At 64.0% G+C, this 23,817-nt stretch carries 23 protein-coding genes; 17 read left to right on the plus strand and 6 right to left on the minus strand.

Annotated features, from left to right (window positions below; translation table 11 throughout):
- Window positions 1–46 precede the first annotated feature (46 nt).
- From LB536_RS06380 to LB536_RS06415, 8 genes are all read left to right on the plus strand, one after another.
- The gene (locus tag LB536_RS06380) at window positions 47–370 is read left to right on the plus strand and encodes a YnfA family protein (RefSeq protein ID WP_140509840.1); all 324 of its coding nucleotides are present in this window, start codon (window positions 47–49) and stop codon (window positions 368–370) included.
- A 3-nt stretch (window positions 371–373) separates the two neighbouring features.
- Window positions 374–1,339 (plus strand): small ribosomal subunit Rsm22 family protein, encoded by a 966-nt coding sequence (locus tag LB536_RS06385; RefSeq protein ID WP_224590504.1) that lies wholly within the window; start codon window positions 374–376, stop codon window positions 1,337–1,339.
- A 246-nt stretch (window positions 1,340–1,585) separates the two neighbouring features.
- Window positions 1,586–3,076, plus strand: a complete 1,491-nt coding sequence (locus LB536_RS06390) for a replicative DNA helicase (RefSeq protein ID WP_127871426.1) — start codon at window positions 1,586–1,588, stop codon at window positions 3,074–3,076.
- A 95-nt stretch (window positions 3,077–3,171) separates the two neighbouring features.
- A complete protein-coding gene (gene radA, locus LB536_RS06395) occupies window positions 3,172–4,575 on the plus strand; it encodes a DNA repair protein RadA (protein ID WP_140812534.1) in 1,404 nt (467 codons plus the stop codon).
- 47 nt (window positions 4,576–4,622) lie between these two features.
- Window positions 4,623–5,288 (plus strand): CvpA family protein, encoded by a 666-nt coding sequence (locus LB536_RS06400; RefSeq protein WP_224590505.1) that lies wholly within the window; start codon window positions 4,623–4,625, stop codon window positions 5,286–5,288.
- A 105-nt stretch (window positions 5,289–5,393) separates the two neighbouring features.
- Window positions 5,394–6,863 carry an amidophosphoribosyltransferase gene (gene purF / locus LB536_RS06405; RefSeq protein ID WP_140765443.1) on the plus strand — a complete coding sequence of 490 codons (1,470 nt, stop codon included), beginning with the start codon at window positions 5,394–5,396 and terminating at the stop codon, window positions 6,861–6,863.
- A gap of 48 nt (window positions 6,864–6,911) precedes the next feature.
- Entirely contained in the window at window positions 6,912–7,652 is a 741-nt protein-coding gene (locus LB536_RS06410; RefSeq protein WP_140765445.1) for an SDR family NAD(P)-dependent oxidoreductase, read from the plus strand.
- 248 nt (window positions 7,653–7,900) lie between these two features.
- A complete protein-coding gene (locus LB536_RS06415) occupies window positions 7,901–8,119 on the plus strand; it encodes a hypothetical protein (RefSeq protein ID WP_140765447.1) in 219 nt (72 codons plus the stop codon).
- A 50-nt stretch (window positions 8,120–8,169) separates the two neighbouring features.
- Here LB536_RS06415 and LB536_RS06420 read toward each other — a convergent pair whose 3' ends face one another.
- The gene (locus LB536_RS06420; protein WP_224590506.1) at window positions 8,170–8,673 is read right to left on the minus strand and encodes an OsmC family protein; all 504 of its coding nucleotides are present in this window, start codon (window positions 8,671–8,673) and stop codon (window positions 8,170–8,172) included.
- A gap of 192 nt (window positions 8,674–8,865) precedes the next feature.
- On the opposite strand from LB536_RS06420, the gene LB536_RS06425 reads away from it, so the two are divergent.
- From LB536_RS06425 to LB536_RS06435, 3 genes are all read left to right on the plus strand, one after another.
- Window positions 8,866–10,383 (plus strand): S10 family peptidase, encoded by a 1,518-nt coding sequence (locus LB536_RS06425; RefSeq protein ID WP_224590507.1) that lies wholly within the window; start codon window positions 8,866–8,868, stop codon window positions 10,381–10,383.
- Between the two features lie 182 nt (window positions 10,384–10,565).
- Window positions 10,566–11,672 (plus strand): agmatine deiminase, encoded by a 1,107-nt coding sequence (gene aguA, locus LB536_RS06430; RefSeq protein WP_224590508.1) that lies wholly within the window; start codon window positions 10,566–10,568, stop codon window positions 11,670–11,672.
- A gap of 62 nt (window positions 11,673–11,734) precedes the next feature.
- Entirely contained in the window at window positions 11,735–12,838 is a 1,104-nt protein-coding gene (locus LB536_RS06435) for a polyamine ABC transporter substrate-binding protein (RefSeq protein ID WP_224590509.1), read from the plus strand.
- A 13-nt stretch (window positions 12,839–12,851) separates the two neighbouring features.
- Here LB536_RS06435 and LB536_RS06440 read toward each other — a convergent pair whose 3' ends face one another.
- From LB536_RS06440 to LB536_RS06450, 3 genes are all read right to left on the minus strand, one after another.
- Window positions 12,852–13,559 (minus strand): response regulator transcription factor, encoded by a 708-nt coding sequence (locus LB536_RS06440; protein ID WP_224590510.1) that lies wholly within the window; start codon window positions 13,557–13,559, stop codon window positions 12,852–12,854.
- A gap of 164 nt (window positions 13,560–13,723) precedes the next feature.
- Window positions 13,724–14,584 (minus strand): glutathione S-transferase family protein, encoded by an 861-nt coding sequence (locus LB536_RS06445; RefSeq protein ID WP_224590511.1) that lies wholly within the window; start codon window positions 14,582–14,584, stop codon window positions 13,724–13,726.
- 27 nt (window positions 14,585–14,611) lie between these two features.
- Window positions 14,612–15,193, minus strand: a complete 582-nt coding sequence (locus LB536_RS06450) for a VOC family protein (RefSeq protein WP_224590512.1) — start codon at window positions 15,191–15,193, stop codon at window positions 14,612–14,614.
- Window positions 15,194–15,531: 338 nt separating this feature from the next.
- Here LB536_RS06450 and LB536_RS06455 point away from each other — a divergent pair, with 338 nt between their 5' ends.
- Both LB536_RS06455 and LB536_RS06460 read left to right on the plus strand, forming a co-directional pair.
- On the plus strand, window positions 15,532–16,419 hold the full coding sequence (locus tag LB536_RS06455; RefSeq protein ID WP_224590513.1) for a DMT family transporter: 888 nt from the start codon (window positions 15,532–15,534) through the stop codon (window positions 16,417–16,419).
- Window positions 16,420–16,473: 54 nt separating this feature from the next.
- Entirely contained in the window at window positions 16,474–17,382 is a 909-nt protein-coding gene (locus tag LB536_RS06460) for a DMT family transporter (protein WP_224590514.1), read from the plus strand.
- A 240-nt stretch (window positions 17,383–17,622) separates the two neighbouring features.
- Here the strand turns inward: LB536_RS06460 and LB536_RS06465 are convergent, their stop codons facing one another.
- The gene (locus tag LB536_RS06465) at window positions 17,623–18,486 is read right to left on the minus strand and encodes a LysR substrate-binding domain-containing protein (protein ID WP_224590515.1); all 864 of its coding nucleotides are present in this window, start codon (window positions 18,484–18,486) and stop codon (window positions 17,623–17,625) included.
- Window positions 18,487–18,598: 112 nt separating this feature from the next.
- Between LB536_RS06465 and LB536_RS06470 the strand changes: the two genes are divergently transcribed.
- The 4 genes from LB536_RS06470 to LB536_RS06485 all read left to right on the plus strand — a co-directional run bounded on the left by LB536_RS06470 (window position 18,599) and on the right by LB536_RS06485 (window position 23,000).
- Window positions 18,599–19,006, plus strand: coding sequence for a tautomerase family protein (locus tag LB536_RS06470; RefSeq protein WP_224590516.1), 408 nt, complete (start codon window positions 18,599–18,601; stop codon window positions 19,004–19,006).
- Window positions 19,007–19,107: 101 nt separating this feature from the next.
- Entirely contained in the window at window positions 19,108–21,330 is a 2,223-nt protein-coding gene (locus LB536_RS06475; RefSeq protein ID WP_224590517.1) for an AMP-binding protein, read from the plus strand.
- A gap of 195 nt (window positions 21,331–21,525) precedes the next feature.
- On the plus strand, window positions 21,526–22,326 hold the full coding sequence (locus LB536_RS06480) for an SDR family oxidoreductase (RefSeq protein ID WP_224590518.1): 801 nt from the start codon (window positions 21,526–21,528) through the stop codon (window positions 22,324–22,326).
- Between the two features lie 80 nt (window positions 22,327–22,406).
- Entirely contained in the window at window positions 22,407–23,000 is a 594-nt protein-coding gene (locus tag LB536_RS06485) for a TetR/AcrR family transcriptional regulator (RefSeq protein ID WP_224590519.1), read from the plus strand.
- Here LB536_RS06485 and LB536_RS06490 read toward each other — a convergent pair.
- Window positions 22,997–23,815: a CDP-alcohol phosphatidyltransferase family protein gene (locus LB536_RS06490; RefSeq protein ID WP_140759333.1), complete on the minus strand. Its 819-nt coding sequence runs from the start codon at window positions 23,813–23,815 to the stop codon at window positions 22,997–22,999. The genes LB536_RS06485 and LB536_RS06490 overlap by 4 nt on opposite strands.
- Window positions 23,816–23,817: the final 2 nt, after the last annotated feature.

Genomic DNA, 23,817 nt, shown 5'->3' on the forward strand with positions numbered 1-23,817 from the left:
CTCCTGCCCCGAAAAAGGCCTCGTGAATCGTCGCGAGGCTTTTTTCATGACCTATCTCCTCTACACAGCCGCGGCGCTGGCCGAGATCGCCGGCTGCTTTTCGGTGTGGGCGTGGTGGCGGCTGGAGAAGTCGCCGCTCTGGCTGCTGCCGGGCTTTGCCTCGCTGCTTGTGTTCGCCTGGCTTCTGGCATTGGTCGACATCAGTGCGGCCGGCCGCGCCTATGCCGCTTATGGCGGTATCTACATCGCTGCCTCGCTCGCCTGGTTGTGGCTGGTTGAGGGTGTGCGGCCCGATCGCTGGGACCTTGCCGGCGCGGCGCTCTGCATGGCCGGCGCCTCGATCATCCTGCTTGCGCCGAGAGGGGCATAGGCCGTGGAACTGCCGGCCACACTTCGACAGGCTGTCGATCGTATTTTGGAAAGGGTGCCGCTGCCGGACCTGAAGCAGGCCGCGAAAATCCTGTCCGACCGCTACCGCGCCGAACTGCGCGACGGCCGCCTGCACATGGCGCAGGACATGGCGGTCAAAGCCTATCTGACGACACGGATGCCTGCGACCTATGCGGCGGTCCGCGCCAGCCTCGATGCGCTCGCCGAAGCCCGGCCGGATTTCACGCCCGCGACCTTGCTCGACGTTGGCGCCGGCCCTGGTACGGTACTTTGGGCCACCAGCGGCCTCTGGCCCGAACTGGAATTGGCCACATTGCTGGAGGCGAGTGCCGCGGTGCGCAAGATCGGCGAGACGCTTGCCGCCAATGCAATCGCGGCCCGGACCGTCTGGCGGGCCGGCGATGTCACGACAGACCTTGGCGACCTGCAACCGGCCGATCTCGTCACATGTGCCTATGTGCTGGACGAGATCGTGCCGGCATCCCTGCCCAAAATGGTCGACCGGCTGTGGCAACTCACGACCGACACGTTGCTGGTCGTCGAGCCGGGCACGCCGGCGGGCTGGCTGCGAATTCTGGCGGTGCGCCAGCAGTTGATCGATGCCGGCGCGCATGTGCTGGCGCCTTGTCCGCACGAAGCACCCTGCCCGCTCAATCCGCCCGACTGGTGCCACTTTTCCCGCCGCGTCGCCCGCTCGCGCCTGCACCGGCTAGCCAAAGAGGCGGAGGTACCGTGGGAGGACGAGAAATTCATCTATGTCGCCGCTTCGCGCCAGCCGGCAGCCTCCCGCGCCGCACGGGTGATCGCGCCGCCGAAGTCAGGCTCCGGCAAGATTGCGCTGAAACTCTGCGAGGCAGACGGCAGCGCCGACGAAAAGCTCTTCACCAAACGCGACGGCGAGGCCTTCAAGGTGGCGCGGCGACTGGACTGGGGCGATACGCTGGCGTGAGATGAAACTAATACGCTCGCTCTGCAAACCGGTGTCCACCGTAGCTCCAGTTTCCTGTTTTGTTCTCTTTCGAGAAACGCTAAACTCGCAACCCTCGATTCGAGTCAATTGCGATTCTTTCCACGGAAAAATTTTGGCTGTGAATCGCGAGTATCAAAGTCGCTTCGACACGGGCTGTTGCAGATAAGTCAGCACCGACTTGTCCAGTTCTGATATCCAAAGGCCGGGATTTAAATCGGGGACATCATGGCAGAGGCAGCGCGAAAATTCGGCGTCGCGGAGCAACCGCTCTATCGCGAATCGCCCAACAACATCGAGGCCGAGCAGGCGCTGCTTGGCGCCATCCTCGTCAACAACGATGCCTTCTACCGAGTGTCCGACTTCCTGAAGTCCGGCCATTTCCACGAACCCCTGCACCGCAAGATCTTCGACGTCGCAGCCGAGTTGATCCGCATGGGCAAGGCGGCGACGCCGATCACGCTGAAGACCTTCCTGCCGGCCGACGAAAAGGTCGGCGACATGACGGTGGCGCAATATGTCGTGCGGCTGGCGGTGGAAGCCGTCACCGTCGTCAACGCCACCGATTACGGCCGCGCCATCTATGACCTGGCGACGCGCCGGGCGTTGATCACGGTCGGCGAGGACATGGTCAACATCGCCTATGACGCACCTGTCGACATGTCGCCTTCCGAACAGATCGAGGACGCCGAGCGCCGCCTGTTCGAACTGGCCGAAACCGGGCGCTATGACGGCGGCTTCGAGAGCTTCACCGACGCGGTCAAGACTGCGGTCGACATGGCCAATGCCGCCTATATGCGCGACGGCGGTCTGTCGGGCCTCGCCACCGGCATGCGCGATCTCGACCGCCGCATGGGCGGCCTGCAGCCCTCCGATCTGATCGTGCTTGCCGGCCGTCCGGGCATGGGCAAAACCTCGCTCGCCACCAACATCGCCTTCAACGTCGCCGAGGCCTATGTGCCGGCACAACAAGCCGACGGCTCGTTCAAGGCGGCCAATGGCGGCGTCGTCGGGTTTTTCTCGCTCGAAATGTCGTCCGAACAGCTCGCGACCCGTATCATTTCCGAACAGACGGAAATCTCCTCATCGAAGATCCGCCGCGGCGAAATCAGCGAAATGGATTTCGAAAAACTGGTCGCCTGTTCGCAGACCATGCAGAAGATCCCGCTGTTCATCGACCAGACCGGCGGTATTTCCATTGCTCAGTTGTCTGCCCGCGCGCGTCGCCTGAAGCGCCAGCGTGGCCTCGACCTGATCGTCATCGACTATATCCAGCTGATGCAGGGCTCATCTGCCAAGTCCTCGCAGAACCGCGTGCAGGAAATCACCGAGATCACCACGGGCCTGAAAGCACTGGCCAAGGAACTGACCGTGCCGATCATCGCGCTGTCGCAGCTCTCGCGTCAGGTCGAAAGCCGGGACGACAAGCGCCCGCAGCTCTCCGATCTGCGCGAATCTGGTTCGATCGAGCAGGACGCCGACGTCGTCATCTTCGTCTACCGCGAGGAATATTACCTCAAGAACCGCGAGCCGAAGCTCGGCACCGAGGAATACGTCAAGTGGGAAAACGAGATGAACGAGATGCGCGGCAAGGCCGAGGTGATCGTGGCCAAGCAACGCCACGGGCCGACGGGCACGGTCACGCTTGCCTTCCACGGCGAGTTCACCCGCTTCTCGGATCTTGCGGAAGAGCACCACATCGCGGAGAGGTTTGAGTAGCCTCTTGCCAGCGGTCGCAACAGAAATACGGAAGCAAGGCGCTCTACGGCGCCCGAAGGATCGCGGCGCCCGCAGGCGGACTGGAAGGTAGAAGCGTGGCCAAATCCCGCGTCCAGTTCATCTGCCAGAATTGCGGTTCGGTGCACCAGCGCTGGGCCGGCAAATGCGACGCCTGCGGCGAGTGGAACACGCTGGTCGAGGAAGGCACATCAGGAGGCATCGGTTCGGGGCCGGCCAACACGCGCAATGCCCGCAAGGGCCGGGCCGTGGTGCTGACCACGCTTTCGGGCGACATCGAGGACGCACCGCGCATCGTCTCGGGCATCGGCGAACTCGACCGCGCCACCGGTGGCGGTTTCGTGCGCGGCTCTGCACTTCTGGTCGGCGGCGATCCCGGCATCGGCAAGTCGACGCTGCTCACACAGGCGGCGGCCGCTCTTGCCTCCAAGGGCCATCGCATCGTCTATGTCTCGGGCGAAGAGGCGGTTGCCCAGATCAGGTTGCGTGCGCAGAGGCTCGGCGTCGCGTCGTCGCCCGTGGAACTGGCGGCCGAGACCAATGTCGAGGATATCCTCGCCACGATCGCCGACGGCAAGCGGCCGGATCTGGTCATCCTCGATTCGATCCAGACGCTGTGGACGGATCTTGCCGATTCGGCGCCGGGCACGGTGACCCAGGTACGCGCCGCCGCCCAGGCGATGATCCGCTATGCGAAATCCACGGGTGCCGCGATCGTGCTGGTCGGCCACGTCACCAAGGAAGGCCAGATCGCGGGTCCGCGCGTGGTCGAGCACATGGTCGACGGCGTGCTCTATTTCGAGGGCGAAGGCGGCCACCACTTCCGCATCCTGCGCACGGTGAAGAACCGCTTCGGACCGACGGACGAGATCGGCGTCTTCGAAATGTCGGACAAGGGTCTGCGCGAGGTCTCCAACCCGTCCGAACTTTTTCTTGGCGAACGGCACGCGAAATCGCCGGGAGCGGCGGTTTTCGCCGGCATGGAAGGCACAAGGCCCGTTCTGGTCGAGATCCAGGCATTGGTCGCACCCTCCTCGCTCGGCACGCCGCGCCGGGCGGTGGTCGGCTGGGACGGCGCGCGGCTGTCGATGGTGCTGGCGGTGCTGGAGGCGCATTGCGGTGTCCGTTTCGGGCAGCATGACGTCTATCTCAACGTCGCCGGTGGCTATCGCATCAGCGAGCCGGCGGCCGATCTCGCGGTCGCCGCCGCACTGGTTTCGTCGCTCACCGGCCTTGCCCTTCCCGCCGATTGCGTCTATTTCGGCGAAATCAGCCTTTCGGGCGCGGTGAGGCCGGTTGCGCATGCGCAGCAGCGCCTCAAGGAAGCCGAAAAGCTGGGTTTTGGTAGCGCGGTTCTGCCCTTGGGCAGCGAGGAACTTGCTGGGGGGATCGGGGCCGGCGCTTTCCAGCCCACCGAGCTTGCCGACCTCGTGGCGCGCATAGCCGGCTCACGGCGCAGCCGTGCCGACGATGAAGAATGACGCGGCTCGCCGAGCCGTGAAGATGAGATCGGAGTGGGGCCAAAGACATGCCGATTACGCTGCTTGACGGAATTCTCGTCGGCTTCACCCTGGTCTCGGCGATGCTCGCCATGGTTCGCGGCTTTTCACGCGAGGTGCTTTCGGTCGTTTCGTGGGCGGCGGCAGCGGCGGCGGCCTTCTTCTTCTACAAACCGGTCCTGCCCTACCTGAAGCCCTATATCGACAATGAGAAGATCGCCATGGCGGCTGCCGCCGGCGTGGTCTTCATCATCGCGCTGATCGTCGTCTCGGTCATCACCATGAAGCTCGCCGACTGGATCATCGATTCGCGCATCGGCGCGCTCGACCGCACGCTCGGCTTCCTCTACGGCGCCGCGCGCGGCATCCTGGTCGTCGCTGTGGCGCTGCTGTTCTTCAACTGGCTGGCCGGCGCCAAGGCCCCGGCCTGGGTGACGGAAGCCAAGTCGCGGCCGCTACTGGAACAGATCGGCGCCAAGATTGAGAGTCTGCTGCCCGCCGACACCGAGAACGCAATCCTCAAGAAGCTCAGCCCGAAAACAGGCGCCGAAACCCCGGCTGCCCCGGATGCGCCAGCGGCGGATACGCCGGCAACGGGTGACGATGCCAATGCGCCGGCGCCTGACGACAACGAAACGGCGCCGGCCGACAACGCCCCGGCTCCAGCCAATCCGGCGCCGGCGCCGGCGAACTGAGGCAGCAAACTGGGCGTCGGACGGTCGATCCATGTGAACGATCGCACGCAGTGCGTTGCTTTCGACGCGCGACAGCCTTATATGGCGATTTTAGCGGAGCTTAAAATGGCAGACGCAGACGACGTGCTTTCCGCTGAGGCTGACGATCATTTCCATGACGAATGCGGCGTCTTCGGCATCTTTGGCCGGCAGGATGCGGCAGCCATCGTCACACTCGGCCTGCATGCGCTGCAGCATCGCGGCCAGGAAGCGGCCGGCATCGTCTCCTACGACGGCACCCAGTTCCATGTCGAACGCCATGTCGGCCTGATCGGCGACACCTTCACCAAGCAACGCGTCATCGATAGCCTGCAAGGCAACCGCGCGATCGGCCACACGCGTTACGCCACCACTGGCGGCGCCGGCATGCGCAACATCCAGCCCTTCTTCGCCGAATTGGCCGATGGCGGCTTCGCCGTCGCCCACAACGGCAACCTCACCAACGCGATGACCGTGCAACGGGCCTTGCAGAAGCAGGGCGCGATCTTCTCCTCCACCTCCGACACCGAGACGCTTTTGCATCTGGTCGCGACCAGCAAGGAGCGCGACCTCAATTCGCGCTTCATCGATGCCGTGCGTCAGGTCGAGGGCGCCTTCTCGCTGGTGGCGATGACGGCCAAGAAGATGATCGGCTGCCGCGATCCGCTCGGCATCCGCCCGCTGGTGCTGGGCGATCTCGACGGCGCCTGGATCCTGGCCTCCGAGACCTGCGCGCTCGACATCATCGGCGCCCGTTTCGTGCGCGACCTGAAGCCCGGCGAGATGGTCGTCGTCACTTCCAAGGGCATCGAGAGCCTGTTCCCGTTCGAACCGCAGAAGACCCGCTTCTGCATCTTCGAATATGTCTATTTTGCCCGGCCCGACTCTTCGGTCGAGGGCCGCAATGTCTATGAGGTGCGCAAGCGCATCGGCGCCGAACTGGCGCAGGAGAATCCGGTCGAGGCCGACATCGTCGTGCCGGTGCCGGACTCGGGCACGCCGGCGGCAATCGGCTTCAGCCAGGCGGCGGGCATTCCCTTCGAACTCGGCATCATCCGCAACCACTATGTCGGCCGCACCTTCATCCAGCCCGGCGATTCGATCCGCCACATGGGCGTCAAGCTCAAGCACAACGCCAATCGCCGCATGATCGAGGGCAAGCGCGTGGTGCTGGTCGACGATTCCATCGTGCGCGGCACCACCAGCCAGAAGATCGTGCAGATGGTGCGCGACGCCGGCGCCAAGGAAGTGCACATGCGCATCGCCTCGCCGCCGACCAGCGCGTCGTGCTTCTACGGCGTCGACACGCCGGAGAAGTCGAAGCTGCTGGCATCGCGCATGTCGGTGGAAGAAATGGCCGAGTTCATCCGCGTCGATTCGCTCGGCTTCCTGTCGATCAACGGGCTCTACCGAGCCGTCGGCGAGGCCAGCCGCGACGACGAACAGCCGCAGTTCTGCGATGCGTGCTTCACCGGCCAGTACCCGACCCGCCTGCTCGACTTCGAAGGCCACGACAATGTGCGCACGCTGTCGCTGCTGGCGACGAGCGGGGCGTAGGATTGCCGGACCGTCACCAGCGCTAGTTAGATTTCCGGAAGCCATCGCATGACCCTCGATCTTACCGGCCGCGTTGCGGTCGTCACCGGCGCCTCGCGCGGCATCGGCTATTTCATCGCCAGGGAACTGGCGGCCGCCGGTGCGCACGTCATCGCGGTTGCCCGCACCGTCGGTGGACTGGAAGAGCTCGACGACCAGATCAAGGCGGCCGGCGGCCAGGCGACGCTGGTCCCGCTCGATCTCGCAGACATGGCCGGCATCGACCGGCTGGGCGGCGCCATCCATGAGCGCTGGGGCAAGCTCGACATCCTCGTCGCCAATGCCGGCGTGCTCGGCGTCATCTCGCCGATCGGCCATGTCGAGGCCAAGACCTTCGAAAAGGTGATGACCATCAACGTCACCTCGACCTGGCGGCTGATCCGCTCCGTCGACCCGCTGCTGCGGCTTTCGGATGCCGGCCGGGCGATTATTCTGTCTTCGAACGTCGCGCATTCGGCGCGCGCCTTCTGGGGGCCTTACGCTGCATCGAAGGCGGCAGTGGAGACCATGATGCGCTCCTGGGCGCATGAGACGCAAAACCTGCCGCTGCGCGTCAATGCCGCCGACCCCGGCGCCACCCGCACCGCGATGCGCGCGCAAGCCGTGCCCGGTGAAGATCCCGAGACGTTGCCGCACCCCTCCGAGATCGCCAAACGCATCGTGCCGCTGGCCAGCCCGGACCTTAAAGAGACCGGGCTGATCTTCCAGGCCAAGCACAACCGCTTCGTCGCCTACCGGCAACCGGAATAAAACTCGAGCCTTTGACGGTGCCGAAGAGGCGGCCATGATGTGTCATCACGACCGCACCGTTCTCGATGTTCCATTGCTTTGCGACCGATTGAATTGTGGCGGTTGCAACACGCCCGGCCCGAAAACCTGCCGAATCATGACGCGCCTGTGATCTAAGGCGGTGGTCATGCTTTCGTCATTTCCGAGGAGTTGTTAGCATTGGACGACTCCCACACCAAGCGCCCTGCTGGGCAGACAAGGAAAACTCCATGGCTACGACCGCAGCATTGGTCTGGTATCTGGTAATCGCCGGCCCGCAGGGCGGCATGGTCGTGCTGCCCAGCACCTTCGACAAGCGCGAACAATGCACCGCCGCCATCACCGAGTATCAGAAGCAGCCGACACCCGCCGGCTGGTCCGTGCAGTGCGTGCCGAGCGCCTCGCCCTTCACCGACGAAGGCGACGCCGAAGCACCGTCAGCTCAGTAAGCATCAGGAATCACAAGGCCCGCGGCCTCCGCCGCGGGCCTTGTGATTCATCACCGCGCGCTCACCGTCAGGTCAGGCTTCTGGTTGATGGTCTGGAACACCACGCAATAGCGCTCGGTCAGCTTCAGCAGCGAATCGATCCGCTCCTGCGGCTCATCCGTGTCGAGATCGAAATTGAGCCGGATGGCGCGAAAGCCTACCGGCGCGTCCCTGGCGACGCCGAGCGTGCCGCGAAAATCAAGGTCGCCTTCGGCCTCAACGGTCGCGGCGCCGAGCTTGAATTCGAGTGCCGTCGCCACCGCTTTCAACGTCACCCCGGCGCACGCCACCAACGCCTCGAGCAGCATGTCGCCGGAGCACAGTTCGAGCCCCGAACCGCCTGTTGCCGGATGCAGGCCGGCGAATGCCAACGCCCTGCCCGTCTCGACCTTGCAGGCCACCGACTGTTCGTCGATCGAGCCCTTCGCCCTCAGCGTGATCAGTGCTTGCGCGGCGTCGTCGCGGTAGGCCTGCTTCAGCGGCGCCTGGATGGCCTTGAGCTCGGTTGCGTCCATTTTCGTTCCTTTCGAACGGCTTTCTGCCTTGATAGCACGGTCGTGCAAGACGTGTGAGCCAATCCGAGCAGGGCGACCCGAGCTATCAGTAACTGGTGTCGGCGGGACAGCAGAGGGCTCGCCATCCCTATTCTTTTTTGACTTCATTCGCCTCGGCCATACCTATGCGGGAGTCGTTCCCGCGGAGGCCTCATGCATTCCAAGCTGAAACTCGTCCCCCTTGTCCTCTTCCTGCTTGCCAGCTTCGTGCAGCCACTCTTGGCCGAAACGCCAGAGCGGTCGGCGCCCGCGGGCGGCGTGCTGTCGCTGCTGCCCTCGCCCGGGATCACCGACCATTCGATCACCATTGCCGGGCGCAGTCTGCAGTACCAGGCAAAGGCCGGCACGCTTCCGCTGCTCTCCGGCAAGGGCGAGGTCACGGCGGAGATATTCTATGTTGCCTATACGCTGAAACCGCGGGAGAGCGTCGCGACGGAAGCGCCGCGGCCAATCACCTTCGTGTTCAACGGCGGCCCGGGTGCCGCTTCAGCCTATCTGCATCTCGGCGCGCTCGGACCGCGCATCGTGGCGACCGGAGCCGACGGGGAATTCCTCCCGTCGCCGCAAAAGCTCATCGACAATCCCGACAGCTGGCTCGACATGACCGATCTCGTCTTCGTTGACCCGGTGGGAACCGGCTACAGTCGCGAGGCGCCTGGCCAAGATACGCACGACTTCTGGGGCGTCAGCCAGGACGCCAGTTCGATCGGCGCCTTCATCCGGCTCTATCTCGCGCAAAACGGCCGCACGGGATCTCCGCTGTTCCTCGCCGGTGAGAGCTATGGGGGGTTCCGGGCGGCGCTGCTTGCCAGGACGCTGCAGGAAGATATCGGCATCAGCCCGAGCGGCATCGTGCTGATCTCGCCGGCGCTGGAATTCACCCTCGTCCAGCCCGACGAATTCGAGCCGCTTCATTGGGCTCTCGAACTCCCCTCGCTCGCGGCGGTCCGCCTGCACAGCGAGGGTGTCAGCGGCGATACACTGCGGGAAAAGCTCGCCGGGATCGAGCATTATGCACTTGGCGAGTACCTCACCGCGCTCAGCAGTGGGCTGGAGCAAGGGGGGCGGCTGGCGAGCGATCGCGTCGCCGAGATCACCGGTCTGCCGCCCGACCTCGTTCACCGCAACTTCGCCCGCGTCCCGACCTCGCTCTTCGCAAGGGAGTTTGCCCGTGCCACGGGCAAGGTGCTCAGCCCCTATGACGGCATGATCGCGACGGCGGACATCGCTCCCCAGAGCCCCCGCATCGCCGGTCCCGATCCGGTGCTGGACCGCAGTGTGCCGGCGCTGACCTCGGCCTTTGTCGGCTACGCGCGCGATGAGCTGAACTTTCGCACCGACATCAGCTACCGCTTGCTGAACGGCGATATCAGCCATAACTGGGACTATGGCACGAGCGCCTCGCGCCAAGGCTATGCCGGCGTGATGGACGATTTGCAACGGGCGCGGTCCTTGAATCCTTCCCTGGGCGTCGTCATCGTCAACGGCTACACCGATCTCGTCACTCCCTACCTGGCGTCGCGTTATCTGATCAGCCAGATCCCGTCGCTCGCCGGCGCCAGGCCGATCCGCCTCGACGTCGTTGAAGGTGGGCACATGATGTATCTGAGGCCGGACGGACGGCGCGCGCTGAAAGAGGCCGCTTCGGACCTTTATCAGGCGACGCAGTAAACGATAGCGCATCGAACTTGCGGGCAACCAAGGCCGGCGCCAATGGTGCTCGCCCCCAGCCGAACGCAGGTCCAGTGGCTGGCGCAGTGATCAAGCTATCCCAAATGGGACATTGACGGACAAGGCCCCAAAACCGTCTGATCCGGGAAAGTTTCGTCGTTCCATTTTTCCGGCAGTTCACAATGTCACACACGCTCTCGACCACACCGAGACAGGATGGGTTTCGCGCCCCTGGCGAATTCGAACCCAAATCAGGCTGTTGGCTGATCTGGCCGGAACGGCCGGACACCTGGCGTCTGGGCGCCAAGCCGGCGCAGAAGCTATTCGCCAACGTCGCCGCCGCGATCGCACAAAGCGAGCCGGTGACGGTGGCGGCATCCAGCCGCCAGTGGCAGAACGCAAGAGCGCGATTGCCCAGCCATGTGCGCGTCGTGGAGATGTCCACCAACGATTCCTGGCTCCGCGACAGTGGCCCCAATTTCGTCGTCAATGATCGAGGCGAAGTGCGCGGCGTCGATTGGATCTTCAACGCTTATGGCGGTTTCGACGGCGGCCTCTATTCGCCCTGGGATCTGGACGACCTCGCTGCACAAAAAGTACTCGAGGTCGAGAGAATGGATCGCTACCGCGCGCCGCTGATCGCCGAAGGTGGTGGTTTGCAATGCGATGGCCAAGGTACGCTCATCACGACCGAGCAGTGCCTACTCAATCGCAATCGTAATGCCCATCTCGGCAAGGCTGAGGTGGAAAGCCGGCTTGGCGACTATCTCGGCGTCGATCACGTCATCTGGCTGCCGCGTGGTTTTGCCTTCGACGAGACGGATGGCCATGTCGACGACCTCTGCTGCTTCGTGCGCCCTGGCGTGGTCGCGCTGAGCTGGACCGAAGACCGGGACGACCCGCAATATGAGATCGTGCGCGAAGCCGAAGAGGTGCTGCGTTCGGCCCGTGATGCGCGGGACCGCAGCCTGGAGGTGCATCGGCTGCATCATCCCCTGCCGATCGAGACGACGATGGAAGAGAGCGAGAGCGTGGACCGCGTCGATTCGACCTGGGCGCGGCCGGCCGGCAACAGGATCGCGGCGAGTTACATCAACTATTATCCAGGCAACAGCGTCGTGGTCGTGCCGGAGTTCGGCTGCGATCTCGACCGGCAGGCAAAGCAGCAGCTGGCCACGCTGTTCCCCGACCACAAGGTGGTCGGCATCGAGAACTCCCGCGAAATCCTGCTCGGCGGCGGCAACGTCGCCTGTATCACCTTACCCGTTTATGCGCCGCAACGGCGTTGAGCGGCAAGCGTGCCGAAGTTGAAATTGGAACGGTGCGCCGCACCTGCGAAAGGAGGATACCCATGCGCTCTCTGCCCTTCCCAATCCTGACTGTCGCGCTTGCCTGCGACATCTGCTTCGGCGTCGCTCGGGCGGACGATGAGAAGGTGGTCAACGTCTACAACTGGTCCGACTATATCGCGCCGGACACGGCCGAGAAATTCGAGAAGGAGACAGGTATCAAGGTCCGCTACGATGTCTATGACGGCAACGAGGTCCTTGAGACGAAGCTGCTCACCGGCGGCTCGGGATATGACGTGGTCTATCCCTCGGCCTTCCCGTTCCTGAAGAACCAGGTGAAGGCGGGCGTTTTCCTGCAGCTCGACGGATCGAAGCTTTCAAACCACTCGAAAATCGATCCGCAAGCCTTGTCGCTGATCGCGGGCGCGGATCCGCAGAACCTGCACGCCGTGCCTTACATGGCCGTCACGGACGGCATCGGCTACAATGTCGCTGCCGTCAAGCAACGGATGCCGGACGCGCCGACAGATTCCTTCGCCATGGTCTTCGACGTCGACGTCGTCAAAAAATTCTCCGATTGCGGCGTCGCCATGATCGATGCTCCGGCGGAGATCATTCCAATGGCTATGAACTATCTCCACATCGATCCCAGGTCGACCAGTCCGGGCGACCTCGCCAAGGTCGAGGACTTGATGGGCAAGGTGCGGCCCTATATCCGTTACTTCCACTCGTCGAAATACATCAACGACCTGGCGAATGGCGACATCTGTGTCGTGCTGGGGTGGTCGGGCGACATATTGCAGGCCAAGACCCGTGCGGCGGAATCCGCGAAGAAGCTGGAAATTGCCTATTCCATTCCCAGGGAAGGCACGCTGATAAACTTCGACACGATGGCGGTGCCGAAGGATGCGCCGCATCCGGAGAATGCCCAGGCCTGGATCGATTTCAACTTGCGGCCCGATATCGCAGCGGCCAATTCCAGTTATGTTTCCTATGCCAATGCGATCCCGGAATCCCTGCCGCTGATGGATCAGGCCGTCGCCAAGGATCCCGGCGTTTTCCCGCCCGATGACGTGAAGGCCAGGCTGTTCGTGGTCGAGAACAACGACGCAAAGTTGCTGCGACTGCAAAACCGCATGTGGACACGCGTGGTGACGGGACAGTGAAGCTGGCGAAACGTCAGTCGCGCGGAGCCTCCCAGCCGGCGGCCAGCAACTCGACCTGGGAGTGCACGCCGAGCTTGCGGTAGACCTGCTTGATGTGGTTGCGCACGGTGCCGGGTGAAATCGACAGGTTTCGCGAAATCGTCTTGGCGCTGCCGCCCTCGACCAAGAGCCGTGCGATCTGCCTTTCCCGGCCGCTGAGTTGCGACCCTGCGGCTTCGATTGCGGGCCCCTTGTCTCGAAGACGGCACAAATGAAGCAGCCTTTGCAGAATGAGCTTTGTCGCGCTGCTCGCCGCGCCGGCCACCGCCAGATCATGCTCGCCAAAACGCGGCGCGCCGTCGCGGCGCAGAAAGGTCACATAGCCGGCGGTCAGTCCGTCGAGGTTGAACACGCCGGTTATTTCATCGAAGCTGCCGGAAGGCCCATAGAATTCGCGATAATACGGAGTGCCCTGGAAATCGGCGTGGCTGAGAGCCGACAACGGCAGCAGGAAATCCTGTCTGGTGCTGGCGAACCTCTGAAAGAAGGGATCCTGGCGATAGATGCGTGCATCATAGTCGCGGTTCCAGCGATCGGGTCCGGCATCGTCGATGGTCACGGACGTTATATCGCGACGATAGAATCCAACATAGACACGATCCGAGCCAAGCAGCATGCTTGCCGCCGCGCTGAAGCGGGCCGACAAGTCTTCGGGCGTTGCCGCCAGGGCCGCGGCGGCCACGCCACCGCTCCAACGTTCAAGCCGGTCGAGAGAAAAATTCGACTGCATCCGCGCCCAGACTAACGCAAGCCCCGCCAACTTCAAGCTGGCGGGGAACCGCGACGCCACCGGTGAAATCAGTCCTGCGGCCGCCTCCGCGGCTCATGGCCCATCGATGGTTGGAATCACGCCTTGGCCTGCGACCTCACATGGGCGATGTAACCGCGCACGTCGCCGGCAGGGCCGGCATAGGCCTTGCCGAGCTTCTTCTCCATTGCCGCCATGTATTCGCTCGCCCATTTGGGCAACGCATAGTCGATGACGGCGAGGAACTCGAGGGTCGCTGCCAGGCGGATGTCAGCGATCGACGGGGTCTTGCCGCCGATGAACGGCTTGCCGTCGCGGAAGAAGGAATGGAAGACCTCGAGCGGTTCGGCAATGGCGGCGACCGCCGCCTTCTGCGCCTCCGATTTCCTGTCCGGGTGGGCGTCACTGTGACCAACCTCGCCGGCATATTGCGGGAAGCCGAGCGCCGGATAGGTGGCGCGCGCCACATAGGGATAGAGCGTGCCGATCAGATAGAACATGGCGCTGTCTATCATCGCCCGCTTGGCTGGCGCCTTGGGGTAGAATTTCTCCAACCCATGTTTGTTGGAAAGATATTGCATGATGGCGCAGCTCTCCCAAAGCACGCCGCGCGGCAGGCCCTTGTCCTCGATCATCGGCGTCAGATGGGCCGGATTGCGCGCCATGTATTCCGGCGAGCGCGTGTGTCCCCACGCATCGGTCTCGGCATGGTCGAGCCCGGCGGCGCGGGCAAAGACGCGAACGGTCATGTTGTTGACGCTCGGCTTCAGCATGCTGATGGTCAGTGCCGGTTTCTTTGCCGGTCTCGCCTTGGCCTTGGCCGCGGTCTTGCCGGCGGCTGCCTTCGACGCCGTCTTGGCCGCTGGTTTGGCCGCTGCTTTCGCTGCCGGCTTCGCGGCGGCTTTTGACGCTGGTTTGGCCGCCGGTTTCCTTGCGCTCTTCATCACTGCCTTTGCCACGTATTCCTCCCCTTGCCTGTTCAGTCTTCAGTATGGATTTTTGGGTGCCCGGTCGGCCGACAATGTCGCCCGCGCGCGTTCCACCAGCGCCTGGATGGCGTCAGCCAGATGCACTTCGGCGATGTTATAGTCGCCACGCGACACGCGAAGCTTATGCGCCTCCGTCAGGACGTCGGCATGGGTGAAGCCGGCAGGCGGCTCGAAACGGTAGGAGGCAAGCTCGATCAGCAGGCCGAGCGGATCCTCGAAATAGATCGAATCCATGAAGCCGCGATCCTTGACGCCGCTGTGCTTGATGGCGCGCTCGTCGAGCCGGGCGACCGCCTGCAGGAAGGTGACGCGCGACACCGCAAAGGCGATGTGATGAACGCAGCCCGGCTCGGTCGGGGTGCGACGCTTCTCGGCCGTGCGGGTCTCGTCGGTGAAGATGGTGATCAGGCGGCCGTCGCCCGGATCGAAATACAGATGGCTTTCGGTCGGCTTGTCGAGGTTGGGCTGCTCGAAGATGAAAGGCATGCCCAGCACACCTTCCCAGAAATCGATCGAGGTCTGGCGGCCGGCACCGACCAGCGTGATGTGATGGACGCCTTGCGACTGCAGTTTCTGCATCGGCCTTCTCCCCCGAAATATCCGCTCTGGCAGAGGCGGCCGGTCAGGCCGCGCCTGCGCATGCTACATCTGGCATGAGCTGAGCGCCAACTCCCTGTCCGTTCCCCGGCGTCTGCGCGCCTGCCCTTCGGTTTCCGCTTTATGAGACGATGCTAAACCAATCAGCCGTGCCGCGCCAGAAGCCGCATCCGGGACAGGCTGTATTTCGCGCCGCCGTTCCCTGTCCCAAACGCAAGCACGGCGCTGGAGCAGCGCCGTGCGGGATTTCGCCCGTATAGCTGGCAGGAGCGGAGCCGACTGGGGCTGGAGCCGCCTTCACTCAAGCAGGCGCACGCCTTATGGCCGATATCGCCATTCTCGACACACGCGAAAGGGTTCTCGCCGGCATCTTTTTGACCGGCGCCGCCTACTTGTTGTTTTCGACGCAGGATGCCTCGATCAAGCTGCTGGTCACCGGCATGACCGTCTGGCAGATCATGTTTTTCCGCAGCATCACCATTCTTGGTGCCTGCGCGGCCATCGGTGGGCGGGCGCTGTTCGCCGACACGGTGTGCTCGCCGATCGTGCGGCCGATGCTGGTGCGCAGTGCCTTCACGCTTGCCGCATGGCTTTGCTATTACAATGCCGCCCGCAGCCTGCAGCTCGCCGAACTGACCACCGTCTATTACGCGGCCCCGATCATCGTCACCGTACTTTCGGTGGCCCTGCTCGGCGAAAAGGTGCCTGTTCTGCGCTGGCTGGCCGTTCTGATCGGCTTTGCCGGCGTCTTCGTCGCCTGCGACCCCGCCCATCTCGGCCTGTCGGTACCCGTGTTGTTGGTGCTGACGGCGGCCTTCCTGTGGGGCATCGCCATCGTGCTCCTGCGCAAGACCGCGCTTGCCGAGCGCTCGATGATCCAGCTGCTCCTCAACAATTTCTATTTCCTGATGTTTTCGGCGGTGCCGGCCCTGTTGTGGTGGCATACGCCGGACCCGACGCAATTGCTGCTTCTTGCCGGCGTCGGTGCACTCGGCGGCTTGGCGCAATATCTTCTCTTCGAAGGCATGAAGCGCACGCCGGCATCGATCCTGGCGCCACTCGAATACACCTCACTGTTGTGGGCGTTCGCGCTCGGCTTCGCGATCTGGGGCGACGTGCCGCGCCGCGAGGTCTTTCTGGGTGCTGCCCTTATCGTCGCCGCCGGCCTGCTGATCGTCGGCGGAGAGCATTTCCGCAAGCGGCTTTGATGTTCGTTATTGCTGACGCTACGATGTCAGGATGGAGTGGCGTAGTCTTGCGGCATGACTGATCTGACAGCCACCACCGACACTGTCGCCGAGCGCACGCTGGGTATCATTCTCGTGTCATCCTCGGCGGCTGTATTCGGCCTGACCGGCGTGCTGACCAAGTCGATCCATGCCGATCCGCTGACGATCACCTGCTGGCGCGGCTTTGTCGGCGCGATCCTGATCAGCCTCTACGTGCTGTGGCGCCGCCGCCGTGCCGGCAACCGCGAACCGCTGCGGCTTGGCTGGCGCGGCTGGCTGCTGGCGGTAGAAGGCGCGCTGGCCAGCATCGCCTTCATTTCGGCATTCAAGTTTACTTTCGTCGCCAATGTCGCGGTGATCTACGCGACCTCGCCCTTCATTGCCGCCGTACTCGCCTGGATGCTGGTGCGCGAGGCTTTCCGCCTGCAAACGATGGTGGCCGCGGCCGTGTCGCTGTGCGGGGTCGCCATCATGGTGTGGTCGGGTTTCGGCACCGGCAACCTGTTCGGCGACGGGCTGGCGCTGCTGATGACGGCCGGCAGTGCGCTCTACATGATCATGGTGCGCGCCTTCCGCGACACGCCCGTGGTGTGGGCCGGCGCGGTTTCGGCCTTCCTGTTGTTCATACTCGGCTGGTTCGTCACCGATCCCTTGGCGGTCTCAGCAAGGGACTCGGTTCTGCTTGCCACGTTCGGCGCGTCCTTCGCGCTGGCTTCCATCCTGTGGACGGAAGGCTCGCGGCTTATCCCGGCGCCTGAATCCGGCCTGCTCGGCTCGGCGGAAGTTCCGTTCGCGATCTTGTTTGCATTTCTGTTCCTGGCCGAAATACCGCCGATGGCCAGCATGGTCGGCGGTGCGATCGTGCTCTGCGCGGTCTTTGCCCACGCCGGCCGCGACTGGCTGATGGCACGCTCTCGGCAAGCGTCGTCAGATATTTCTTAAAAAATTTCGGAAGTCACGGAACCATCACCTTGCCCGGACATTGTTGGTGCGACGGGCCACCCCCCAAGTCCCCCCAAACCCCTCGGCCCGTCCTACCTCCAAGCCGACCGCAAGGTCGGCTTTTTCTTTGCGAAGACCGGCCCGACCGAAAGGTCGGCTTTTTCTTTGCGAAGACCGGCTCGACCGCAGGTCGGCTTTTCCTTGCCAACAGGCTGATAGCGGAATGCGGCCTCGCTGAAATCAACCAGGCGATCCGGAGAGAGCCAGGTTGGCAGCCAGCAACGCCGCCAGATCGTTCGCGGACGCATCGGCGCCGACGCGCAGCCGGATGGCGAACTCAGCCATCGGAACAGGCGGCAGGCCAAGTTCGCGGGGCGCCTCGACAATGCCGGAATGGGCAAAGCGGGGGGTTCGCAAGGTCAGCGCCACGCCGGCATTCACCGCGGTGCGCAGGCCGGCCAGGCTGGCACTGCCGGCGGCGATGCGATAGCGGCGGCCCGCGGCATCGAGCGCGGCGAGTGCCGCCTCGCGAAACCCGCAATAGGGATCGAGCAGCGCCAGCGGCAATTCTTCCTGCCGCGAGGCCAGCCCCTTGCTCGAACACAGCCATATCATCGGCTCGCGCAGCACGCCGACCTCGTCCGGCGCCGCCGTCCGCCGCATGACGATCGCCAGATCGAGGCTACCGGCCTGCAGCGCCTGCGCCAGTTCGGCGGAGCGGCCGACACGCAGTTCGAGCCTGACGCGCGGATGGCTGGTGGCGAATGCACGCAACAGGTCCGGCAGGCCGCTATCGGCGAAATCCTGTGTCGTGCCGATGGCGACGCGCCCGGCAGCGCGTGCGCCTTTCAGCGCGAGCCAAGCGTCGCGATGTACCGCAAGAATGCGCCTGGCGTGGCCTATGAGGTCCTCGCCTGCGGGCGTCAGGCCGCGACCCCTGCCCTGCGGCGCCAGCAGCGGCTCGCCGACAATCTCCTCCAGACGCTGCATCTGGGCCGTTACCGCCGACGGTGAGCGGCCGACATTGGCCGCCGCCTGCGCCAGCGAACCGCTGTCGACGAACGCAAGGAAGGTTCTGAGCAGGTCGGGATCGAGTGTTTCCATAATTCGATATTATCGAATCTTAAGTTGAAAACAATTCGATTTTTTTGATTCTGGAATGATGGCACGGTCTCTCCAACGGCGACCGACGCCGGTCAAACAAAGGAGAAGAAAAATGCCCATCATCAATGTCAGCGTCACCGGCAAGCCGGACGCCACCCTGTCCGCCGAGATCGCCAGAGAAATAACCGAGATCACCGCCGCGCATCTGCGCAAGGACCCGACGCTCACCGCGGTTGCCGTTTCCTATCTCGACCCACAGCACTGGTTCGCCGGCGGCAAGTCGCTCGCCGAGCACGGCACCAACACATTCTGGCTCGACATCAAGGTGGTCGACGGCACCAACACCAAGCTCGAACTGGAAGCCTATCTCAAGGCGATCTTCGACGCCTTTGGCCGCCTGCTGGGCGGCGCGCACCAGGAAAGCTATGCTTTCGTGCACGAGGTCCCGGCAGCCGCCTATGGCTATGGCGGCAAGACGCAGGAGTTCCGTTTCATCAGCGGGCGGCTGAAGGCCGTGTGAGGGCGCCCCTTCCGCATTGACCTTGCCCCGACTTCCGCTAGGCTCTGCCCCGGAAGCGGCCGTACAAGAGCCGCAATGAAAATCGTTGGGAGAGACGCGGCATGATCCTGACACTGGCGCTGCTTGCGGGTCTGGTTGCGGCCTTGCTGCTGATCGGGGCGGTGGAGAAATTCCGCCTCGGCCTGCGCTTCACCCAGGCGCTGCTCTACGTGCCGTTCAAGCTCGCCTACCGGATCAGCGACAGTCGCATCAGGATCGCCCGCAAGGCGCAGGTGCCGGTCATCTATGTCATCTCACACCAGTCGCGCTTCGAGCCGGCGCTGATGCTGTCGCTGCTGCCCGACGACACGCTGCACATACTCGACGAGGTGTCGGCGCGCTCGCCATGGCTCGAACCCTGGCGCGAACTTGGCCGCACCATTGCCTTCAACGCCGAACATGTCTTCGTCAGCCGCCGGCTGGTGCGCGTGCTGAAGGGCAAGGGCCGGCTGGCCGTCTACCTGCCGGACGCGGTCGAGCCCGACGTCAAGACGTTTCGGCTGTTTCGCGCCGTCACCCGCATAGCCATGCAGGCCGATGCCCGCATCGTGCCGATTTTCGTCGCCGGCGCACGCAGCCTGCCGGTCTCGCTGACACCTAGGGACAAGGCACCGCGTCGCTGGTTTCCACGGCTGTCGATCAGTGTTCTGGAGCCGATGACGATCGCCGAACTGGTGGCGCGCAACCCGGACCAGGCCTCGAATACCAATGCGCTGTTCGACCGCGTCGCCGAGGCCCGGCTTTTCGGCACCTACCTCGATCGCGGCCTGTTCCTGGCCATGCGCGATGCCGCTGACCGTGTCGGCGCCTCGCACACCATCATCGAAGATGTTATCTCGGGGGCCTTGAGCTACCGCAAGATGTTCATCGGCGCTCGCGTGCTTGGCAGGCGCTTCGAGGCGGTGACGGCGCCGGGCGAAGCGGTGGGAGTGATGCTGCCCAACGCCAACGGCGTCGTATTGTCGTTCGTCGGCCTTCTGTCGGCGGGCCGAGTGGCCGCGATGATCAACTACACGGCCGGGCCGGCGAGCGTCACCGCGGCGGTCCGCACGGCCGTCATCCGCACCGTCGTCTCTTCACGCGCCTTCGTCGAGAAGGCCGATCTCGCCGATGTCGTCGCGGCGGTCGAAAAGGGCGGCGCCAGGCTGCTGTGGCTGGAGGATCTGCGGACCAGCGTCACCACGCTGGACAAGCTTGCGGCCGCCTTGCTGTGGCGCCTGCCGCTGCAGCGGCAGGATGCGGCCAAGCCGGGCGTGATCCTGTTCACCTCGGGCTCCGAGGGCACGCCGAAGGCGGTCGTCCTGTCGCAAAAGAACCTTCTCGCCAATGCCATGCAGGCCGAGGCGCGCATCACCATCTCGCCGGCGGACACCCTGCTCAACGTGCTGCCGGTGTTCCATTCGTTCGGCCTGACGGGCGGCACCATCCTGCCGCTGGTCACCGGGGTAAAACTGTTCCTCTATCCCTCGCCTCTCCATTACAAGATCATCCCCGAGATCGCGCGCAAGGTGAAACCGACCATCATGTTCGGCACCGACACGTTCCTCGCCAACTATGCGCGCACCGCCAAGGACGGGGATTTCTCCAGCCTGCGCTTCGTCGTCGCCGGCGCCGAGGCGGTGAAGCCGGATACCCGCCGCGTCTATCGCGAACGCTTCCAGGCCGAGATCATCGAAGGCTTCGGACTGACCGAGGCCGCACCCGTGGTTGCCGTCAACACCGCGATCCATGGGCGCGACGGCACGGTCGGGCGGTTGCTGCCGGCCATCCGCATGAAGCTGGAGCCGGTCGAAGGCATCAATGATGCCGGCCAGTTGTGGCTCGAAGGACCGAACATGATGATGGGCTACATGACCGCGGATCGCCCCGGCGAGCTACAGCCCCTGACCGGCTGGCACGACACGGGCGACATCGTCGCCGTCGACCGCGAAGGCTTCATCAGCATTCGCGGACGCGCTAAGCGCTTCGCCAAGATCGCCGGCGAGATGGTGTCGCTGGGCGCGGTCGAGATGCTGGTGCAGTCGCTTTGGCCGGAAGAACGCCACGCGGCGGTGGCGGTGCCGGACAAGAGGCGCGGCGAGCGCATCGTGCTGGTCACCACCGCTGACGATGCGAGCGCAGAGGAGTTGCGACAGTTCGGCAAAAAGGCCGGAGCGGCCGAACTGATGGTGCCAAACGACATCGTCAAGGTCGAAGAAATCCCGGTGCTCGGTTCGGGCAAGACCGATTATGTGTCGACCAGGAAGCTTGCGATCGACCGGCTGGGGTTTGGCGTGGCAGCTTAGTGATCACCCACGCCAGACTCGTATAAACGCCCCCTTTCGGGATCGCCTGACCGAGACTGCGCCGTCGTGACGCAGCGATTCAGATGGACAAATCACCGGTGAGGGATTACTCACTCACCGAGCCAAGAGACGCTGGGCATGCCTGTTTCAGCCAGCGCGACATGACACCTCCTTTGCACGGCAAGGAGATCCCGAATGGCAAAAGTCCTCGTCACCGGCGGCACCGGACATCTCGGACACGATCTCATGCCGGCACTGACTGCGTCCGGGCACGCCGTCAGGTTGCTGGCCAGGAAAGCCGGGCCGGACCGCTCCGTGGAATGGGCGCTCGGCGATCTCGCAACGGGCGAAGGCGTCGAAGAGGCCCTTGGTGGCATCGATACGGTCATCCATGCAGCGACGCTGTCGCCGATCGCAAGGCGCGGTATGCGGCCGATCGATTTCTTATCCAGTCCGTCGGATGTCGACGTCGAGGGCACGCGGCGGCTGCTTGCCGCATCGCAGCGCGCCGATGTCTCGCATTTCATCTTCGTGTCGATCGTCGGCCTCGACTTCAGCACCCTGCCCTATAGCCGCGTGAAGCTGGCGGGCGAGCAGCTTGTGCGGACGTCGCCGCTTTCGTGGTCGGTCATCCGCGCGACCCCATTCTTTTACCTTCTGGCGCAGATGCTGGCCGGGCTGAGATGGCTGCCGGTCTGGCCGCTGCCGACCTCGCCCTCAAATCCCGTCGATACGCGCGACGTCGCCAGCTATCTGGCCCAGGCTGTCAGCGATGGGGAACGCGGCGTCCGCCCGCAGATTGGCGGACCCGAAGTGATGCCGTTTTCGACATTCGCTCGACAATACCGCGATGTGCTCGGGCTGCGGCGTCTCATTCTGCCGTTTCCGGTCAGTCGAAAGATAAGCCTTGCCCTGGGCCTTGTCGAAACCAGCGAGCGGCTGGGAGAAAGAACATGGAAGGCATGGCTTTCCGAGCAGGGCGGAAGCGCGCCGTGAGCGATCCTTGATTTCGCACGGGGATGTTATTGTCAGACGCCGAATCCCCGCCACCAGGATCGGAGTGAACAGGAACAGCCATGAAGCCGCCATCCGCAGGACGCGAGCGCATTCTACGCGAAGCCATCCGCCTGTTCGCCGAGCGCGGTTATGACCGGACCAGCGTTCCCGAAATTCAGGAGGCCGCCGGCCTGTCGCGTGGCTCGGGTGCGCTCTACAAGCACTTTCCCTCGAAGGAAGCATTGCTTGCCGCGGCTATCGACCGGTTTGTCGGAACGGCACGGGAGGGACGGGCCGAGCTTGGCGAACAGGCGCTTCCTGTCGATCAGGGGGCGCGCCGGGTCGTGGAGAGCATGCTGGAAAAACTCGGCGCGAATCGCGACATGCTCCGAATCCTGTGGCGCGATCTCGAGCACTTCCCGGAATTGAAGGCCTCGGCGCGTGGCGAGATCATGCAGAGCACCTACCACGCAGTCGCCGAATGGCTGCGGGAGCGTCAGCGACAGGGCGAACTGCGCCCCCATGACAGCGACGCGGTCGCCGCCGTCATCGTCGGCAGCGTCGCCATGTTCCGCGTCTTCGAAGCGATCTGGACCGAGCGCTCGATCGAGGTCAGCGACGAACGCTTCGCGTCCGCCTGGACCGATTTGCTGATCCGGGGCCTGCGGCCCTAACCTATATCCGAAGGCGGCACCTTCTCGCCCTCCAGCCTGGCGCGCTTGGAATAGGCGCGCACGGAAAACGGCAGGAAGATCAGGTAGCCCGCCACCGATGCCGTCAGCGTGTACCAGGGGTAGGTCATCAGCAGTAAGATGTAGAGCACGACGGCGAGGATGACCGGCAGCACCCTGTCGCCCGGGATCTTGATGCTCTTGCCGGAATAGACCGGCAACCGGCTGACCAGCAGGAAAGCGACCAGGATTGTGAAGCCGGTGGCAACGAAGGCGGCCGGCCGGCTGGGCTCCACCCCAAGGCGCAGGAAATAGAGGTAGAGCGGCAGCATCACCAGCACGGCGCCCGCCGGCGCCGGCACACCGACGAAATATTCGGACTGCCATATCGGGCGTTCGGTCTTCTCGTCGTCGAGCACGTTGAAGCGCGCGAGCCTAAGCCCGCAGGCGATCGCAAACAGCAGTGCCGCGATCCAGCCCGGCGAGCCGGCACGGTCGAGCAAGAAGGCATAGAGCACCAGGGCCGGCGCGACACCGAAATTGACGATGTCGGCCAGCGAATCCATCTGCGCGCCGAATTTGGAGGTCGCCTTCAGCATGCGAGCCAGGCGCCCATCGATGCCGTCGAGAAAAGCGGCCAGCAGCACCATCACCACCGCAGTTTCAAAGCGATTTTCGAAAGCGAAACGGATACCCGACAAGCCGGCGCAGATGGCAAGCACGGTGACGAGATTAGGCAGCACCATGCGCATCGGGATCTCGCGGATGCGCGGACCGCCGCTGGCATGGGCTTCGAATTTTTTATACTGCGTGCCCACCG

Source organism: Mesorhizobium sp. ES1-3 (genome assembly GCF_020164795.1).
Classification (GTDB): domain Bacteria; phylum Pseudomonadota; class Alphaproteobacteria; order Rhizobiales; family Rhizobiaceae; genus Mesorhizobium.

What these genes read in the sequence shown, in the direction of transcription:
- LB536_RS06420 (WP_224590506.1), bottom strand. Translation starts at nt 8,673, where the DNA reads ATGGACGCAACCGAGCTCAAGGCCATCCAGGCGCCGCTGAAGCAGGCC.
- LB536_RS06390 (WP_127871426.1), top strand. Translation starts at nt 1,586, where the DNA reads ATGGCAGAGGCAGCGCGAAAATTCGGCGTCGCGGAGCAACCGCTCTAT.
- LB536_RS06485 (WP_224590519.1), top strand. Translation starts at nt 22,407, where the DNA reads ATGAAGCCGCCATCCGCAGGACGCGAGCGCATTCTACGCGAAGCCATC.
- purF (WP_140765443.1), top strand. Translation starts at nt 5,394, where the DNA reads ATGGCAGACGCAGACGACGTGCTTTCCGCTGAGGCTGACGATCATTTC.
- LB536_RS06475 (WP_224590517.1), top strand. Translation starts at nt 19,108, where the DNA reads ATGATCCTGACACTGGCGCTGCTTGCGGGTCTGGTTGCGGCCTTGCTG.
- LB536_RS06460 (WP_224590514.1), top strand. Translation starts at nt 16,474, where the DNA reads ATGACTGATCTGACAGCCACCACCGACACTGTCGCCGAGCGCACGCTG.
- LB536_RS06435 (WP_224590509.1), top strand. Translation starts at nt 11,735, where the DNA reads ATGCGCTCTCTGCCCTTCCCAATCCTGACTGTCGCGCTTGCCTGCGAC.
- aguA (WP_224590508.1), top strand. Translation starts at nt 10,566, where the DNA reads ATGTCACACACGCTCTCGACCACACCGAGACAGGATGGGTTTCGCGCC.
- LB536_RS06470 (WP_224590516.1), top strand. Translation starts at nt 18,599, where the DNA reads ATGCCCATCATCAATGTCAGCGTCACCGGCAAGCCGGACGCCACCCTG.
- LB536_RS06455 (WP_224590513.1), top strand. Translation starts at nt 15,532, where the DNA reads ATGGCCGATATCGCCATTCTCGACACACGCGAAAGGGTTCTCGCCGGC.
- LB536_RS06465 (WP_224590515.1), bottom strand. Translation starts at nt 18,486, where the DNA reads ATGGAAACACTCGATCCCGACCTGCTCAGAACCTTCCTTGCGTTCGTC.
- LB536_RS06450 (WP_224590512.1), bottom strand. Translation starts at nt 15,193, where the DNA reads ATGCAGAAACTGCAGTCGCAAGGCGTCCATCACATCACGCTGGTCGGT.
- LB536_RS06400 (WP_224590505.1), top strand. Translation starts at nt 4,623, where the DNA reads ATGCCGATTACGCTGCTTGACGGAATTCTCGTCGGCTTCACCCTGGTC.
- LB536_RS06425 (WP_224590507.1), top strand. Translation starts at nt 8,866, where the DNA reads ATGCATTCCAAGCTGAAACTCGTCCCCCTTGTCCTCTTCCTGCTTGCC.
- LB536_RS06415 (WP_140765447.1), top strand. Translation starts at nt 7,901, where the DNA reads ATGGCTACGACCGCAGCATTGGTCTGGTATCTGGTAATCGCCGGCCCG.
- LB536_RS06410 (WP_140765445.1), top strand. Translation starts at nt 6,912, where the DNA reads ATGACCCTCGATCTTACCGGCCGCGTTGCGGTCGTCACCGGCGCCTCG.
- LB536_RS06480 (WP_224590518.1), top strand. Translation starts at nt 21,526, where the DNA reads ATGGCAAAAGTCCTCGTCACCGGCGGCACCGGACATCTCGGACACGAT.
- LB536_RS06380 (WP_140509840.1), top strand. Translation starts at nt 47, where the DNA reads ATGACCTATCTCCTCTACACAGCCGCGGCGCTGGCCGAGATCGCCGGC.